This window comes from Nocardia yamanashiensis NBRC 100130, assembly GCF_001613325.1.
GTDB classification, from domain to species: domain Bacteria; phylum Actinomycetota; class Actinomycetes; order Mycobacteriales; family Mycobacteriaceae; genus Nocardia; species Nocardia yamanashiensis.
Window position 1 is genome coordinate 15662 of record NZ_BDCD01000043.1, and the last position, 16389, is coordinate 32050.

12 protein-coding genes are annotated in these 16389 nt (G+C 65.6%); 8 read left to right on the forward strand and 4 right to left on the reverse strand.

Going from position 1 to position 16389, the window contains the following annotated elements:
* Window positions 1-29 precede the first annotated feature (29 nt).
* On the reverse strand, window positions 30-233 hold the full coding sequence (locus tag NY1_RS37235) for a hypothetical protein (protein WP_157762724.1): 204 nt from the start codon (window positions 231-233) through the stop codon (window positions 30-32).
* A gap of 827 nt (window positions 234-1060) precedes the next feature.
* Here NY1_RS37235 and NY1_RS37240 point away from each other — a divergent pair.
* The gene (locus NY1_RS37240; RefSeq protein ID WP_067721975.1) at window positions 1061-2167 is read left to right on the forward strand and encodes a phage tail tip lysozyme; all 1107 of its coding nucleotides are present in this window, start codon (window positions 1061-1063) and stop codon (window positions 2165-2167) included.
* A 64-nt stretch (window positions 2168-2231) separates the two neighbouring features.
* Here the strand turns inward: NY1_RS37240 and NY1_RS37245 are convergent, their stop codons facing one another.
* Window positions 2232-3395, reverse strand: coding sequence for an FG-GAP repeat domain-containing protein (locus NY1_RS37245; RefSeq protein ID WP_157762725.1), 1164 nt, complete (start codon window positions 3393-3395; stop codon window positions 2232-2234).
* 116 nt (window positions 3396-3511) lie between these two features.
* Complete coding sequence (locus NY1_RS37250; RefSeq protein WP_067721978.1) at window positions 3512-4663, reverse strand: epoxide hydrolase family protein; 1152 nt, start codon at window positions 4661-4663, stop codon at window positions 3512-3514.
* A gap of 708 nt (window positions 4664-5371) precedes the next feature.
* On the opposite strand from NY1_RS37250, the gene NY1_RS37255 reads away from it, so the two are divergent.
* The 6 genes from NY1_RS37255 to NY1_RS37280 all read left to right on the forward strand — a co-directional run bounded on the left by NY1_RS37255 (window position 5372) and on the right by NY1_RS37280 (window position 12419).
* Window positions 5372-5608, forward strand: coding sequence for a hypothetical protein (locus NY1_RS37255; RefSeq protein ID WP_067721979.1), 237 nt, complete (start codon window positions 5372-5374; stop codon window positions 5606-5608).
* A 1285-nt stretch (window positions 5609-6893) separates the two neighbouring features.
* Entirely contained in the window at window positions 6894-7955 is a 1062-nt protein-coding gene (locus NY1_RS37260) for an endonuclease/exonuclease/phosphatase family protein (protein WP_157762726.1), read from the forward strand.
* Between the two features lie 77 nt (window positions 7956-8032).
* Window positions 8033-8311 carry a hypothetical protein gene (locus NY1_RS37265; protein WP_157762727.1) on the forward strand — a complete coding sequence of 93 codons (279 nt, stop codon included), beginning with the start codon at window positions 8033-8035 and terminating at the stop codon, window positions 8309-8311.
* 37 nt (window positions 8312-8348) lie between these two features.
* Window positions 8349-9092: an AraC family transcriptional regulator gene (locus NY1_RS37270; protein WP_084536071.1), complete on the forward strand. Its 744-nt coding sequence runs from the start codon at window positions 8349-8351 to the stop codon at window positions 9090-9092.
* A gap of 131 nt (window positions 9093-9223) precedes the next feature.
* Window positions 9224-10702 (forward strand): MFS transporter, encoded by a 1479-nt coding sequence (locus NY1_RS37275; RefSeq protein ID WP_067721989.1) that lies wholly within the window; start codon window positions 9224-9226, stop codon window positions 10700-10702.
* 64 nt (window positions 10703-10766) lie between these two features.
* Window positions 10767-12419 carry an alpha/beta hydrolase gene (locus NY1_RS37280; RefSeq protein ID WP_067721993.1) on the forward strand — a complete coding sequence of 551 codons (1653 nt, stop codon included), beginning with the start codon at window positions 10767-10769 and terminating at the stop codon, window positions 12417-12419.
* Between the two features lie 15 nt (window positions 12420-12434).
* Here the strand turns inward: NY1_RS37280 and NY1_RS37285 are convergent, their stop codons facing one another.
* Window positions 12435-14189 (reverse strand): gamma-glutamyltransferase family protein, encoded by a 1755-nt coding sequence (locus NY1_RS37285; protein WP_233434656.1) that lies wholly within the window; start codon window positions 14187-14189, stop codon window positions 12435-12437.
* Between the two features lie 657 nt (window positions 14190-14846).
* On the opposite strand from NY1_RS37285, the gene NY1_RS37290 reads away from it, so the two are divergent.
* The gene (locus NY1_RS37290) at window positions 14847-16379 is read left to right on the forward strand and encodes an L-lactate permease (protein ID WP_067721997.1); all 1533 of its coding nucleotides are present in this window, start codon (window positions 14847-14849) and stop codon (window positions 16377-16379) included.
* Window positions 16380-16389 lie beyond the last annotated feature (10 nt).

A 16389-nucleotide genomic window follows, 5' to 3' on the forward strand; every position in this document is an offset into this window, starting at 1 on the left:
CGCGCCCGTCGGCCGCTAGCGGACCGACGTCAGGTGGTCGGCAGTGCGCAATGCTGCGGAGTCGTCTCGGTCGACGCCGAAACGCCGCCCTGCAGCGCGCACACCAGCGCGCCGATCAGGCTCCCCGAGGAACCCGAACTCGACCCGGTCGAGTCCGCCACCGGTGCGGCACCGGCCTGGCCCGCTCCCAGCAATACGCCCGCCGAAATGGCGGCAAGCACAGCAGCGTTCACAAAAACTCGCACTATCCACAAGCCCTTTCCATCGGTCACCATCGGCCGGTACACCCTGGCCGCTCCGATTCCCTCGAACCGCCGGAACCGAGCTGGGTAAACGATAGCCGCAGGCCGATCCAATCAACCGACATAGTTTCCACTGCCCCAATCTCCATGGGCAATGTTCGGTGAGTGTCTTCGACGGGGCGAGAAGTGCCGCTGTCGCTCCGGAAAGATAAGTGGCCCTAAAAAGTTTGGGGTTGCTCGGTGCCGCGAGCGTTGCCAGAGTCGACCGCGATATCGTTGTGCGAAAGGGATATTCGACCATGGACCAGCCCCAAACCCCTGCGGCCCAGCTTCAGTACATGCTGGCCCTGCTCTTCGGCCTGCTGACATCCGGCAGCGCCCACTGATCGGTTGCACGGAACTCTGATTCGCACCCACGTGCCGAGTCGCTTCCGGCCCCGTCCCCGATCGGGGCCGGAAGCGACGGTGTCGACGACGAATGTCCGGCATCGCGAGGTTACCGGTCCGCACACGCCTGCCCATGAGGTTGAAACCAATGGGAGGGAAGGATGTTCCGCGCTCATGGGCGAAGGACTGTGTTCGGGCACATCGTTGTCCGGCTCGAGGAGTTCGATAGCGGCGATCCTCGAGCAATCTCGACTCTAGTGGTCCGCGCGGGTCCCAGGGTCGAACGCGGTTCCCAGGTCTGGGAACGCGTTTCGGGTTGAGGGAACCGTGTTCCCAGCACAGGGAACGAAGTCGGGCGCGCGGTGACTACGATACGAAGATGCCTGTGAGGGGCCGTCGCGGCGTTCGTGGTGCGCATCGGAAGGAAAAGGATGGCCAACGACAAGGTGACACTGTGGCAGCCGCCTGACGCGCCCATCCTGAATTCCTTTGTCAGGCATTCCGAGACAGTGCTCAACCTGCTTCTCGATAATCTCGGAAAGGGCTCGGCGGCCAACATCACCAGTGCGAGCCTCAGCGGGCTGGGCGAAAATCAGATCGGCTCCGGCGAGATGCAAGATAAATATCATGTCGAGCAAGCGCAGATCGAAGAACATCGAAAAAATCTCAGCGCGATAGACGTCGAGATCGCCGAACTGGCGTCGAAATCCACCCAGATCGCCGGCGACGCCTACAAGGAAGTGAAGGCCCTGGCAGGCAACATCGACGGCTACCTGCGCGGGATAGAACCGAAGCCGAGCGTGCAGGCACAAATCCGCGCCGGGAACACAATCCTTGGTATGACGCATGCCGCAGGGGAGAAATTCTCACAGGCCCAGCAACAACTTCAAACACATGCCGATTCGATGGCCGGCACGCAAGGTGGCCATACTGCGTCGCAAACCGGCTATCCCGCGTCCTCAGGGATGTCCCCGTATCTGGGCAACCAGGCGGGGCAGCGCAGTCTGGTGGGGCAGCGCGATGCCGGCGCACGGGATGGTTCAAGCAGGGCGCGGGACTCCATGCGTGGGGGAGAGGCGAGATCGGCCGCAGCGCAGCCGATCTCGGCTGGAAGGCGCGCGCGAGTCGACGAGATCTACCGATACCTCATCACACACTATGGATTCACTCCCGCTCAAGCCGCCGGAATTCTTGGGAACATGCAGGTCGAATCAGGATTCGACACCGGCGCATACAACCCGAATGAAGGCGCGATCGGGTTGTGCCAGTGGGAGGGCGGGCGCCGCCACATGCTCGAGCAGTTCGCCGCGGCGCAGGGAAAGCCTGTGACTGATTGGCAGGTTCAGGTTGATTACATGATGAGCGAGCTTCAAGGTAGCGAGTCGGCAGCATACGCGCGTCTCAAAGCAACGGAGACTGCCGGCGCAGCCGCCAGCGCGTTCGATCAGTACTACGAACGCAGCTCGGGTGAAGCTCGCGGTCAACGCATCGCGAATGCGAACAGCGTCGCGGCGGCTATGACCGCCAGTTCCGTATAACAGCCACCCACCAGCTTCGCGGAAACGTCGAGAATACGTATCGACGTTTCCGCGAAGGGCAGGGTCATGCTGAATAATCGAAAGCGGAGCCGAAGGTGCCGTCGCCATTGCCGTAGCGCAATGTGACCTGGCCGGACATGGTATTGCCGACCACGAAATCGAGCTTTCCATCGCGGTTGAAGTCGGCCAGGATCGGCGTCGACAGGGGGACCAGCCCGCCGGAAGGATAGCTGTGTGGAGCGGACGCGAAAACCCCTGGGGCGGTTCCGCGCAGCACGTTGACGGTCGCGGTGCCACCGTTGGCGACCACCAGATCCAGCAGCCCGTCACCGTCGAGATCGGCGACATCGAAACACTGAGGGAGCAGCCCGCCGGTGCTGTATTCGATGGGTGCGCCGAAGGTGCCGTCTCCGTTGTTGAACAGGGTGGAAACCGTGCTGGTGACCAGGTTCGAGAACAAGATGTCGGGTTTGCCGTCGGCATTGAGGTCACGGGCCATGCCGTACCACGCCGTCACCGCACCCTTGCTGAAAGTGGTTGGCGCGGCGAATGTTCCGTCACCGTGTCCGCGGTAGATCTGGATGGTGCTGTTGACGTAGTTCCCGCGTAGCAGATCCAGATTGCCGTCCCCGTCGAAATCGGCGGCGTCGGCCGAACCCGAACCCAGCCCCAGCTCGGTCGAGATCATCGTCGCGGGCGCGAAGGTGCCGTCGCCGTTGCCGAGCAGGATCGACCACGACGGGGCTTGGTTGGAGGTGGCCAGATCCAGATTTCCATCGTGGTTGTAGTCGCCGGTTACCACGGCTCCGGGAGCCAGGTCGGTCGCGTAACCGACTGCGGGCGCGAAGGTTCCGTCCCCATGGCCCTCGAGGATGGAGACGTCGTGTGAGGAGAAATTGGTGACGGCCATATCGAATTCACCGTCGTGGTCGAAATCGGCGATCGCGACATAGTCGGCTTGGGCCCCGGTGGCGTAGCGCACCGCGGGCCGGAAGCCGCCGGGCGCTCCGAGCAGCACCGAGACTCCCGCGCCGAGTACGAAATCGCTGAACACGACGTCCGGATAGCCATTGTGATCGAGGTCGGCGACCGCCGGAACGGCCGGCCCGATCAGATTTGGGAAGGTATCGGCCGCGGCCGGGGGAGCGGCGAAGACCGAGCCCGCCAGGGCGGTACCGGCCGATACGACGGCGGCGAGGCTTTGTGAAATCAAGGTGGAGCGTGACACTGTTTCTCCCTGAGTGTCCTGACATGACAGGACTCGCGTTGTCCCCTATCGGGGAGTGAATTGGAAGAGATGAACGGCGTTGTCGCGCAGCGGATCTCTGCGTGTCCGCCCGAGCCTCAGATCACTCTGGCGAAGAAGCCGCGGATATCGTCGAGCAGCAGATCGGGTGCCTCGTGCGCCGACCAGTGGCCGCCGACCTTGTATTCGTTCCACTGCGCGATGTTCTTGTGGTCGCGCTCGGCGAACTTGCGCGGCGGTTTGAAGTCGAACCCGAAGGACGCCAACCCGATCGGCACGGTGGTCGGCTCCGGAGGCGGCACCGACTTCTTGTTCTCGAAATAGAATCGCCCGGCCGGCGCCGAGGTATTGGTGAACCAGTAGATCGACACATTGGTCAGAATCTCGTCCGGGGTCAGCGCGTCGGTGAGCAATTGCCCGCTCCAGGCCAGCTGTCCGGCCGGGGAATCCGACAGCGCGTGCCCGAGGGTCTGCGGCTGCGCGCTCTGAGTGACGTCGTGAATGGCGTGCTCGAGGAATTTCTGCCCGAACCGCACCAGGTTCAGCTCCGCTTCGGTGAGCCCGATCAGCTCGTCCGGATCCCCTTTGGCGAAGGAGAAGATCTGGGTGACATGAACACCGATCACCCGGTCCGGCGCGATCCGCCCCATTTCGGGCGCCACAATCGCGCCCCCGTCGTTGCCGTGCACGCCGTAGCGGTCATAGCCGAGCCGATCCATCAACTCGTTGAAGGCCGTGGCCATCCGAACCGGATGCCAGCCGGCTTCCCTGGTGGGTCCGGAGAACGCGTATCCCGGGTACGACGGGATCACCACGTGAAACGCGTCGGCGGGATCACCGCCGTGTGCGCGCGGGTCGGTGAGTTCGCCTACCAGGCCGAGGAATTCGGTGAACGAACTGGGCCAGCCGTGCGCGAGCAGCAACGGCGTCGCGTCGGGTTCCGGGGAACGCACGTGGACGAAATGAATACGCTGCCCGTCGATCTGGGTGGTGAACTGGGGAAAGGTATTCAACCGCTGCTCCTGGGCCCGCCAATCGAACCCGTCACGCCAGTATTCGAGCAACGGACGCACATATGACAGCGGCACCCCGTATTCCCAGCCAGGCCGCACCGGTATGCCGACATTCACCTTGCCCGCGACCTCGGCGACCGGCAGCTCGCTGACAAGCCTGGTACGGGCCAGACGATGGTTCAGATCGTCCAGCTCGTCCTGCGGTATGTCGATACGAAAGGGGGTGATCTTGGACAAGGCGATTCCTTCGGTTCATCCCAAGCTTGCTCCGCAAGCCTGCGCGAGCACGCGCCCGGGAACAACGCCGAAAAGGTCATGCCTCCGATCACTTTTGGTGATTGATCCGCGGTGTGGGGGAGCTGAGGTCCGCGCGCGGCGGATCCGGATAACCAAGTGAGGCGTGGTACCACCGGCGTCGGGTCCAACCGGTGGCACCACCAGCCCATCATGGCTCCGAACTTTCCGAGCCCGCGAATAGCATTCCCATCGCTGGGAATTGGAGCCGCACCTGCCGAACTTCCCACACCTGGCAGGTGCCCTCCAGTCAACGTGCCGTTACTTGTCGGTACATTCAGTGTCGTTAAAAGCGTCTCGCCCGGATCGGCCCAGGCGCGGAACGACCTACGGTGAATGGAGCCGTCGATGACCACAACCACCTCTCGCACCCATGCCCGCACTCACGGCCATCGAACTCGCCGACACCGCCGTACGGCGGCCGCCTTGATGACCGTCGCAGCCGCATTCGGCCTGGTCACAACGGTTGTTCCCGCCACCGCCCAGGCAAGTGCACCGATGTGTTTGTGGGCTGGCACCGGCTATGAACCCGGCGACACCGTCTACGCGGGGGGTTGGGCCTTCAACTGCGGGACCGAACACTTCGGCGCACCGTCATGGACGCGAACGGGGCAGACCTCACGCCGCAGTACGGTCCATAGTCCAGGCGCGGTGCAGAACCCGAGGGGCCTGTTCAGCCCGGGCGCCCGGCAGCCCGGCAGTTCCTACAACGACTATTGCGTGGGCAGCCAGCTCATCGACGGCAGCGAGGACGTCTACGAGGTCTCCACCAGCGGCTACTGGCGAGCGGCCGGCCCGATCTCGCGGTGGGTATTCGACGGCATGTCGGTGCAGCACGGCCCCACCTGGCGGTCGTCGAGCCTGTGTATCGACGGCGTGTTGTCGTAAAACGAAGTGGTGCCGGGGCTTTCGCCCCGGCACCACTTCGTTCGGTTCCGCGAGATGTTCAGTTGTCGCAGTGGGTCGCGCGCGCGGAGCAGGTTGCGTCCCTGCTCTCGGTCGTCGCGGCGTCGGAAGCCCCATCGCCGACCGGCTGCTTGTCTTCCCCTCGCCGGCTCTCGTCCGTAACGGGCAGATGAGCCTCGAATGCCGGCCCGGAACGTTCCCGATTGGGATCGGGCTTCATTCCGCTCTCGATACGGCCCGACGGTCCGAAACCACTCCGGCCGGTACCCGATCCGGTCCCCTCGGCGCGCGCATCGCGGCCGCTCCGGCCGGTGCTACCGCCACTCCCGTGGTCACCCGTGTGGTCTCCGCCGCGGCCGTGCGAACCCCCTCCAGGAGCCGCGTGCAGGATTGTCGGACCGGCTGCGGCCGAGGCGATGTCGATCGCGGATGCGCCGAGAAGAGTGCAGGTGAGCAAGGCTGCGGTGCCGAGCCTGCGCAAAATGGTGGATGAGTGCATCGGTGTGTTCCTCACACGCTGGCGGTAGTGGACCGGTACGCGCCGGGCATTATGTGCCGTCAAGCAGCGGTACATTAATCAGTGTTCCATCCTTGTTCAGATGTTCTGTTCCCGGCGATGAGAAGGTCGACCTGACTGGCGTCTCGATCGGATTCGCCCGGCCGGCGGCCGCGCTGACCGCCGGCCGCGAAGTCTTGCGCGCGCAGTCTTTCCCGACTGGCAGGGGGCGAGTCTCAGGCGTCGAGTGGAGCGCGGTGCACGCGTCACCGGAGGCGGCAAAGCACGGCATGAGCGTGCAGATCAAGAGCCTAGAAGGCGGAAAGAGAGCGCAAACGCGAAATGCCGCTTTCGGACTCTGCTCGACGGCATGGATTTCGAGAGTCCGAAAGCGGCTGTTCGCGACCGGCAAGGAACAGGCGAGAATGCGCTAGATCTCGATAACTGACCGTGAGTGAGAATCCGAGGGGGAAAGGTTCCACGGCAGTGTTCGATGCATTGGTCGTGTCCCGGGGAGGCGCTGGAGAGGCCGACCTCCGCGGGTGAATTCGACTCTACTCGAACGTGAAGCACCCTCCTTCTCATCCTTGGGAAGGATCTTGGGGCGTGCTGGAACGACATAACCGTTCATCCCTGGCTCGGGGATCTCGCTCCAGATCGTCTCAGGAGTGGTGAACGCCTGTTTGAGCGAGGGTGGTGCGCGGTGTAGCTTCCGGCGGTGGCTCAGGCGACGGATTTCGCTCTAGGGATCGGGTTGAAGGTGAGGTCTTCTTGATCGGGCGGGATGTCGCGCTGACCTGTATCCGATTCACCCAGCGGTTGACACATGGAATCGCGAGCGGAGCACGGGCTGCCGCCGGGCCCGGCACCGGGTCGTTCGCTACCGCGTCAAAGGATGCGGCCGAAAGATTCCGGAAGGTCGACAAGAGCTTTCACCTCGATTCAGTAGTGGCCCGCGACCCGGCGCACTCGTCGCCACCGGACATCACGCTGGGTAAGCAGTTGTCCAGCGAGACCGCAGGAGGTGATCCTCGGCGACCGTTCCGTGTGGTCACATGGAACATTGCCGGTGGTCGTCGATCCCTGTCGACGGGTGCGTTCGACTACAGCGAAGTGGATTTGCCGTACTTCGCCGAGAAATTGCGACGCCTCAACCCCGACGTCATCAACGTGCAGGAGTCCGAGATCGGTCCGGATGGCTCCACGGCTCGGACGCTGGCTGAGTTGCTCGGCTATTCACACGTCTACGAGACCAAGATGTGCCCATCACATATCAGTGAAGGTAAGGACTTAGGCCTGGCCGTGCTGAGCCGATTGCCGATCGAAGGCGCACAAGCGCAACGGTTGCCGACCACCCGGCTCGACCTCAAGGTTCGTGGCGTATCCGTAGAACCATACGACCGATACGCACAGCGGGTGAACGTCGCCGGAATCAATGTGGTGAATCTACATCCGACGCCGCTGGGGTTCTTCGGGCACAGCTATGAGGAAGGCGCCGGCGCAGAGCACGCCAGAGAGATCGGTACGGCTGTACGCGGGATGGTCGAAGGCCCTGCGGTGGTCGCGGCCGATCTGAATACCGATCGCCCGGGGCTGGTGTACGGGAGCACATTCGAGGATCTCGGCATGAGTGCGGCACTGGAGCCCGACGCCAGAACCGTTCCAGGCTGGGACGGCGCGCCGGACCAAATTTACTCCTCACGAGATTTCCAGACCGTGAACCAAGGAGTAGAGACCACCGATACCGACCACCACCTGGTCTGGGCAGATCTCGAGGTCAGCGACCCGCAAGCGCTCGATACCCTCGCCGCGGCCCGCGAGGCGATCGCGTAGCGGACGCGCGACCGAAACCTGTGATGTCTTCTTGCTCTTGGGAATAGCGGCCTGCCCGACCGACGCAAACTGTTGCGGTGACCTCTACTGCACCGATCTCGGTGGCGCATTTCTTCGGCGCCGTCGATGGGGAATCCGCGCGTCGGATGGCGAACTCCCTGAGCGCGTTCGGTCTGACGGAAATAACCGTCTCGATGGATCTGTACGGCGACTGGTACGTTCGAGCGATCGACGAAGGACCCTACGCGGAAAGCGAATTGGACTTCCGGGCGATACTGGCGGTCGGCCGGGCCGCCAAAGCGGTGGCGCGGCATTTCGGAGGTCGACATCAAGGCGAGATCCGATACAGCAGGTGAGCATGCCCGGCTGTGGACGGCCCCGGCGAGTCCGCAGGTGGATCTGCTGGCAGCCCGATTCGAATCCTTCGCCTTCGATCGGCACAGCCACGAACAGCTCTCGGTCGGGGTGATAGAACAGGGCGCCGAGGGCCTGCATCTGGCCGGCGGCACGGTGGTGATCCCGGCCGGGCAGTTGGTGATCATCAATCCGGGGCAGGTGCACACGGGGTTTGCTGCGGCCGAATCCGGTTGGCGATATCGGATGTTCTATTTCGACACCGCGCTGGTCGAGGAACTGGGCGGCGGGGACGTGTGGTTTCCCGAGACAGCTGTGCGGGATGACGCGTTGTTCACGGCGTTGCGCGCGGTTCACCGGGAACAAGAGCAAACCGGGGATCCTCTCACTGCGGAATCACTGCTGCTCAATGGCTTGGGTACGGTGCTGCGGCGGCATGGCCGCACCGGACGAGTTTCCCTATCCGCCACCCAGCCCCGTGCGGGCCTGGACTCGGCGCGCGCACTCCTGCACGATCGCTGGAACGAGACGGTCACTGTAGCGGAACTCAGTGCGGCGTCAGGTATTCCACGCAGCAGGCTGATCTCCGCGTTCAAAGCGGCGTACGGACTGCCACCGCACGCGTACCTGTTGCGCCTGCGGGCCAATCGGGCCCGCCGACTGTTGCTGGCTGGTGGGCAGCCCGCCGAAGTAGCGGTGGCGACAGGGTTCGCCGATCAGGCGCATCTCACTCGAATATGCAAGCGCTACTTCGGAATAACGCCCGGCGCCATCCGGCGCTGACCGCAACTCCCAGCGCTGGGGACGCCATAGTGTGATCTGTGCGGCAGGGGATCGGAGCCGCGCATGACGGGATCACCGGCTCCGAACCGGCCTGCGCGCTCGAGGCCTGCAGGGTGGATTCAGGAGTTGTGATGGCGGAAGCGGCCGAAAACAACGGTGCCCCTACAACATTGATACCGGCACGAATAGATCGCCTGCCGTGGTCCGGATTTCATACCCGCCTCGTGATCGCGCTCGGGGTGGCGTGGGTGCTCGACGGTCTCGAGATCACCGTGGCGGGCGCGGTCGCCGACCTGCTCACCGAACCCGGGACATTGCATCTGTCCACCACCGCGGTCGGCCTGATGGCGACGGTCTATCTGGTAGGAGAAGTCGTCGGCGCCTTGGTCTTCGGCGACCTGTCCGATCGGCTCGGTCGGCGCAAACTCTTCCTGGTCACTTTGGCCATCTATCTGTTCGGCAGCGGCTTGACCGCGCTCACCCTCGGCAACAGCGGCGGGTGGCTGGTGTTCCTGTATCTGACCAGATTCATCGCCGGGGTCGGCATCGGCGGCGAGTACGCGGCCATCAATTCCGCCGTGGACGAACTGATCCCGGCCCGCTACCGCGGCCGGGTCGATATCGCGGTGAACGGAACCTATTGGGCCGGTGCGCTGATCGGGACGCTGGGCACCTACATTCTGCTCGACCGGCTCACCCCGGATCTGGGCTGGCGGCTCGGATTCCTGCTGGGACCCATCCTCGGGGTGGCGATCGTGCTCGTGCGGCGCAACCTTCCCGAAAGCCCACGCTGGCAGATCATGCACGGCCGCGAACCCCAGGCCGAGGAATCCATCGCCGAGATCGAGCGTGAAGTGGCGGCCAGCGGCGTCGAACTGCTCCCGGTCGATGAGGCACGAGCCGTGCGCGTCACACCCGCCAACCGGATCGGCTACCTCGCGCTGACCCGAGTCCTGTTCCGCGAGTACCCTTCTCGCGCGCTACTGGGCGCGGCACTGATGATCAGCCAGTCGTTCCTCTACAACGCTATCTTCTTCACCTACACGCTGGTGCTCGGCGCGTTCTACGACGTCCCTGCGACCAGCACGCCGCTCTACCTCGCAGCCTTCGCGATCGGAAACCTGATCGGCCCCTTGGCGCTCGGCCGCTACTTCGACACCGTCGGTCGCCGGGTCATGATCGCGGGCACCTACATTCTCTCGGGCGTCCTGCTGGCCGTCTCCGCCGCGCTGTTCTACGGCGGCTTGCTGAATGCCATCACTCAGACCTTGTGCTGGTGCGCGATCTTCTTCGTCGCCTCCGCCGGAGCCAGTTCCGCCTATCTCACCGTCAGTGAGATCTTCCCGCTCGAGGTGCGCGCCAAGGCGATCGCGGTGTTCTTCGCCATCGCGCAGCTCGTCGGCGCGCTCGGCCCGGTCGTCTACGGTGCGCTCATCGGTGACGGCACCCGGCCGGACCGGCTGTTACTGGGATATCTGCTCGGCGCGACCATCATGATCGGCGGCGGGCTGATCGCCCGCGCCCTCGCTGTCGACGCCGAAGGCCGCTCGCTCGAGGACATCGCCGGACCTACCGAATCGGAGCATCTACCCAGCGAGAGGTCTTGGTAGACAACAGCATCGGCACGACCGGAAACGCCCGGCCGCGAAGCCGGCAGCCTGCCGCCAGTGCCGCGTGATCCCGAAGAAGGGCACCGCCGCCCCCGGACTGCGCATGGCGCTCACCCGGATCACACAGGACTTGCAGCGCATAACGCGGCGTCACGGCCGGGTGCTGCACGACGTCGGCGAGCGCCCGGCGCGAGTCGCACGGCAGGACGTCGAGGCGAAGCTGCGCCTCGACGACCGCCTCGGGCGCGAGATCGAGGCGAGCGGCCGACCGGGGCCGGTCAGGCTGACCAAAGCGTCCGGCCGCGACCTCCCGTCCCCGCAGAATGCCTCCGCGGCACGCCATCTCGGTTCCTCGCTCCCGGCCAATACGCCTATCTCCGCGGCGGAGCGCCAATTCGCCGCCGAAGCGATCGCCGATCTGAAGAAACACTTCGGTCCGGCCGCGGATCTGGAATCACTGGTAACCCCGATCGAACCGGGTGACGTCGTCGCCGCGGCCCGGCGCCGTGCCACCCGCAATGCCCACTGGTGGCATGGATTGTCCGAGGAACAGCGATCGGCGATGGTCCGGGTGCGGCCACATCTCATCGGCAATACCGACGGCATCCCCTATGCCTACCGGGACCGCGCGAATCGCCTTGCCATCACCCAGGATCTGGAAGCACATCTGGTCTGGCGGCCGACCGGCCGCCGCAGCGGGCTGCCGAAAGCCGAGTTGATGACGTTACGCAATATCGTTCGGATTCGTGATCATCTCGCGGACCTCGAACGGCGCGCTCACACACTCGGCGCTCGCGAAGTGCAGGTGCTCGCCTACAACCCGCGTGCCTATAAAGGCAACGGCCGAATCGTGGTCTCGATCGGCGACGCCGACCGCGCCGAGATCGTCACCCGGCACATCGGCGGCGTGGGCACCACGGCACGCAAACTGGAGAACCGTGCGAGGCTGGTCGGCAACGAGTGGGAGATGACCACCCGCTACGCCGGCCACAACCGTATTGCCTCGATCATCGACATCGGCTACCGCCATCCGATCGCGATGCTGCCGCCCGAACCGGCCAAACCGATCTTCGCCGAAGTCGGCGGTTACGTGGTGACGCGGGACCTGGTGAGCTACAACGCGACCCGGGATGCTTGGGCGGGTCTGCCCGGCGGCGCGACAGAGCCGCGCCTGCACACCCTCCTCGGGCACAGTTTCGGCTCGACCACGATCTGTCACGCCGGCCAGGGCGGTCGACTGGCCGGTGAGATCGACCAGATCATCCTGTCCGGGGCTCCCGGTGCCGGACCGCTCACCCGCGCCGCCGATTTCGGCATCGGCAAACAGAACGTCTACGTGCTCGCCTCCCACCGCGACCCGGTCACCGTGGTCGGCGCGGACACTGCCGCCGGACAGGGCCGGTTCCTCAACACCGGCCACGGTCCCGACCCCGCGAACGAGCGTTTCCATGCCGTCCGCGTCGCCGCAGAACCGCCCAGCACCCCGCCGTTCGACAATCCCAAGCGAATCCACACGGGATACAACGCCTTCGCCGACACACAGACCAGGCAACCCACCGAAGCACTGCACAGCATCGCGCTCATCGCCGCCGGCCGGGGCGACGAGGCGATGCGAGTGGTGCACCGGCCCGCCGTCGACACCCCGACCCTGCGGCATCGCATCGGAACCCTGCCGACCGATCCGGAGCAGGCCCGCGCCGCGCAACGGCAGGAGTGAAAACCCGGCGCTCCCTCAGCGGTTGAGCAGATCTCCCAGCACGACGCCTTCCCGGCGGGGATCGGCGCCACCCACCCAGCCGTCGGCTTCACGCACGAGCGCCGAAGCGCCGCTGATCTGCGGCGTCGTCGAGACCTGATGACCCAGCTGCCGCAGTTTCGATGCCAGCGGATCGTGGACGCCATTGTCGGTGGCGTCGATCGCCGGGTTTTCCCCGCCGAGACCGGTGACCGGTGAGTTGGTAGCGCCGAAGGTCACCAGGGATACCGCCTGCTGCGGATTCAACCCCCAATCAAGAAGCGCCACCAGGGTTTTCACCACGTACTGGATGATCACCGCACCGCCGGGTGAACCCGTGACGTAGGTCAGCGGGCCGCGGGTACCGTCGAGATTCCGCTCGAAAACCAGGGTGGGAGCCATCGAACTGCGAGGGCGTTTTCCGGCCTCGATGCGATTGGCCACCGGCACGCCGTCGGCGCCGATCGGCTCGGCCGCGAAATCGGTGAGCTGATTGTTGAGCACGATGCCGTCGACCAGATGGAAAGAGCCGAAGGCGGATTCGACGGAAGTGGTCATGGTGGCGGCATTGCCGTAGCGGTCGACGACGGAAATATGACTGGTGCCGTGCTCGGGCGGCTGCGGTCCGACGCCGACGGGAACCGCGCCGAAATCGCCCGGCTTGGCGGTGCCCATGCTGCGATTGGGGTCGATCAGCCTCGCACGCTGCTTCAGGTAGTCCTGATTCAGCAGAGTCTGGGGCGAACCACCCGGCAACGCAACGAAATCGGGATCCGCGACGTACTTGTCACGATCGGCGTAGGCGAGACGTTCCGCCTCGGCGATCAGATGGACGGCCGCGGCCGCGGGAACGCCGCCATTGCGGGCGGCATCCGTATCGCCCTCGGTCCCACTCGGTTTCATCGAGGGGAGGTGGAAGTTGGCGAGGATGCCCAGCGTCGCCGCCACGGTGATGCCGCCCGATGAGGGGGCGGGCATACCGCATACCTCGCGGGTGCGATACGGCGCGCATACCGCGGTCCGCTTCTTCGCCCGGTACGACGCGAGGTCGGCCGCCGACATCCGGCCCGGGGTGCGCCCGTTCGCCGCGGACTCCACGGCAGCCACGATATCGGCGGCGATCGCCCCGGTGTAGAAGGCGTCGGCCCCCTCGCTCGCCAGCGCCGAGAGCGCCTTGGCCATAGCAGGGTTGGTCAACGTCGACCCCGCGGGCTTGGCGGTGCCGTCCGCGCGCAGGAAGTACTGCTTGGCGTTGTCATCGCGGGCCAGCCCGGCGGCGGAGTCCGCGATCTGCCCGGCCAGTCGCGGACTTACCCGAAACCCGTTGTCGGCCAAGGAGATCGCGGGATCGAACAGCTCACGCCAGGCTTGCTTTCCGTGTTCGCGATGCACCAGCTCCAGTAGACGCGGTATGCCCGGGACGCCGACAGACCGGCCGGACTCACGGGTGTTCGGTTGCGGTGCGGCGTGATCGGTTTCGCTGACCCAGCGCAAATAGTCGCCGTTCGCGGCGGCCGGCGCGGTCTCACGACCGTCATAGGCGTCGAGGGTCTTGGCCGTGCCGTCGTAGTAGAGCACGAACCCGCCGCCGCCCAGCCCCGAAGCCTGAGGTTCGACCAGGCCCAGCACGGTCTGGGCGACGACCAGGGCGTCCGCCGCCGTTCCACCGTCCAACAGCACACGGCACGCGGCCTCGGTCGCGATCGGATTCGCGGTGGATACCGCGAAGGACCGCGTTCGCACCGGCGTCATACCGGAGCGGTAGCCGCTGCTGATCTCGGGGTGCCGACTCAGATCCGTCGTAGACTGTCCGTCCCGGGCTGCGGCCGACACCGGTACCCCGTTCGACGCCGCGACACAATTCTCCGGTCCGGTACCGGCCCCCGGTGAGCAAGCGGTGATCGAACCGAACAACAGCGCGGCGGCGACAACGCAGCTCAACCGTCCGGCGCCGCTTCGACGCTCCCGCCCGGTCCGGTGTACGCCGGCGGGGAGTCCGGCAGTTGCGCTCAGGTGTGGTTCGTTTGAATCACGTGCTACTGCAACGGTGTTCCAGTTCTTCAGACGCATGCTCAGACTGAACCCTTCGCTCTCGCGCCGGACCTTACGGTGTGCATCGCGGCTGAAGGCACGTCGGAACGACTTGACCGCGTACGGCGGTGACGAGGGGGCGTGCCGGGATGACGCGTGGACGTCGAGTGCCGGTGCGGTACGGGATGGCAGGCGCCTCATTCCCGGAATCTATCGCTGCCGGTGGGGGATTCGCCGATCCCGGCATCCCGCCGATGGGAAGGCGAGCTTCGGTCCGGGCATCTCCAGGCGTGAGATTTTTGTTCAAGACCGCGACACACCCGCCCCGCCACGCTGGATAGCGATTGTTCCGACACGACGAGAGGTTTCGAGAAGCAAATGATGTGGGTACTGGCGGTACTCCCGCTGATCGTGGTGCTGGCGATGATCACCGGCCTGCGGCGGCCCGCGCACTGGGCCGCCGCGGCCGGTGCGCTCGCCGCGGTGATAATCGTCTGGTGGCGGCCGGAATTCGCGGTACCGGGTGAGCGGCTCGGCGCGGGAGCAGGCGCGGCGGGCCTGCTGGTGCTCAATGCCGCCGCGGTCATGCTGCCCGGCGTCTACCTCAGCCAGGTGCTCACCCGCCGCGGCGTACACGAATCCTTGCAGGAATGGGTACGCGCGCTACCGCTGTCCGGCCCGGCGAAGATCGCACTCGTCGTGGCCGGCATCGCGCCGACCGTGGAGGCGCTCACCGGATTCGGAGTATCGCTGCTGGTCACCGTCCCGGTGCTGCTGGCCCTCGCCCCGCCCGCGACCGCGCTGCGACAGGCGATGCTCGGAATGAACATCATGCCGTGGGGGACCCTGGGGCTGGCTACCGTCATCGGGGCCGCGCTCGCCGGTGTCTCGGTGACCACATTGGGAACCGCCACCGCTGTCACCAGCGCCCTGATCTTCCCCCTGCTGACCGTCTGGGCCGCGCTGTTGTCCCGCCCGGAACGACGCCTCCGCACCGCGGTCCTGGCCGCCGGAGCCGGGGGAGTGCTCGCGTCGGGCCTGTTGATCAGCAATCGACTGGGAGTGGTTCCTCCGGCGGGTGTATTGGCCGGATTATTCACCTCCGCAATGGGATTGGCCCTGTGCGCGCTACGGCGACCCCGGGCGTCCGAGCCCTCCGAGGTACTCGCTCATACCGCTGCGGCTACCGGAAACGTCGAGCGTCACCACGAGATCAACCGGGAGGACCGGCACGGCGCCACGGGCGGACTGATCCCGCCGCGCCCGGTCCTGCACGCCTACGGACTGGTCCTGGGCGGAATCGCCGTGCTGCGCATCGCCACCGCCGCCGGTGTCGCTCCCTTAGCGCTGCACACCGGCGGCGCGAGCTTCGCACTCCTGTCCTCGCCCGGTCTCCCGCTGCTGGCCGCCGCCCTGCTGCTGGACCGCGGACGTCCACATCTACTCGATGCCCGCGCCGCCATGAACCGCGTCACCCGGCCCCTGCTCGCCCTGACCGGCTTCGTGATCCTGGGCCGCCTGATGGCCGACAGCGGAATGATCAGCGCTCTGGGGGATGCGCTCGCCAACGCTCCGACCATGGTAATCGCCTGCGCCGCACCCGCACTCGGCATGCTCAGCGGCTTCGTCACCGGCTCGAACGTCGGCGGCGACGTGCTGATGATGTCACTGCAACAAGACCTCGCGCCCACCGGCCTCGGCACCTGGTTCGCCGCGTTGCAGAACAGCGCCGCCGGCCACACCGTATTCACCTCGCTGCCGATGATCATGCTCATCCTGGCGGTGGCCGGTGATCGCGCCACGAACGCGGGTGTCTCCGAACATGTGCTGCTGCGCTTCGGGTTACGCGTGGCAGCCGGCATCTACCTCGTCCTCGCGGCGGTGGCGATCATGGTGATGGCGGTCGTCTGACAGCTCTCCC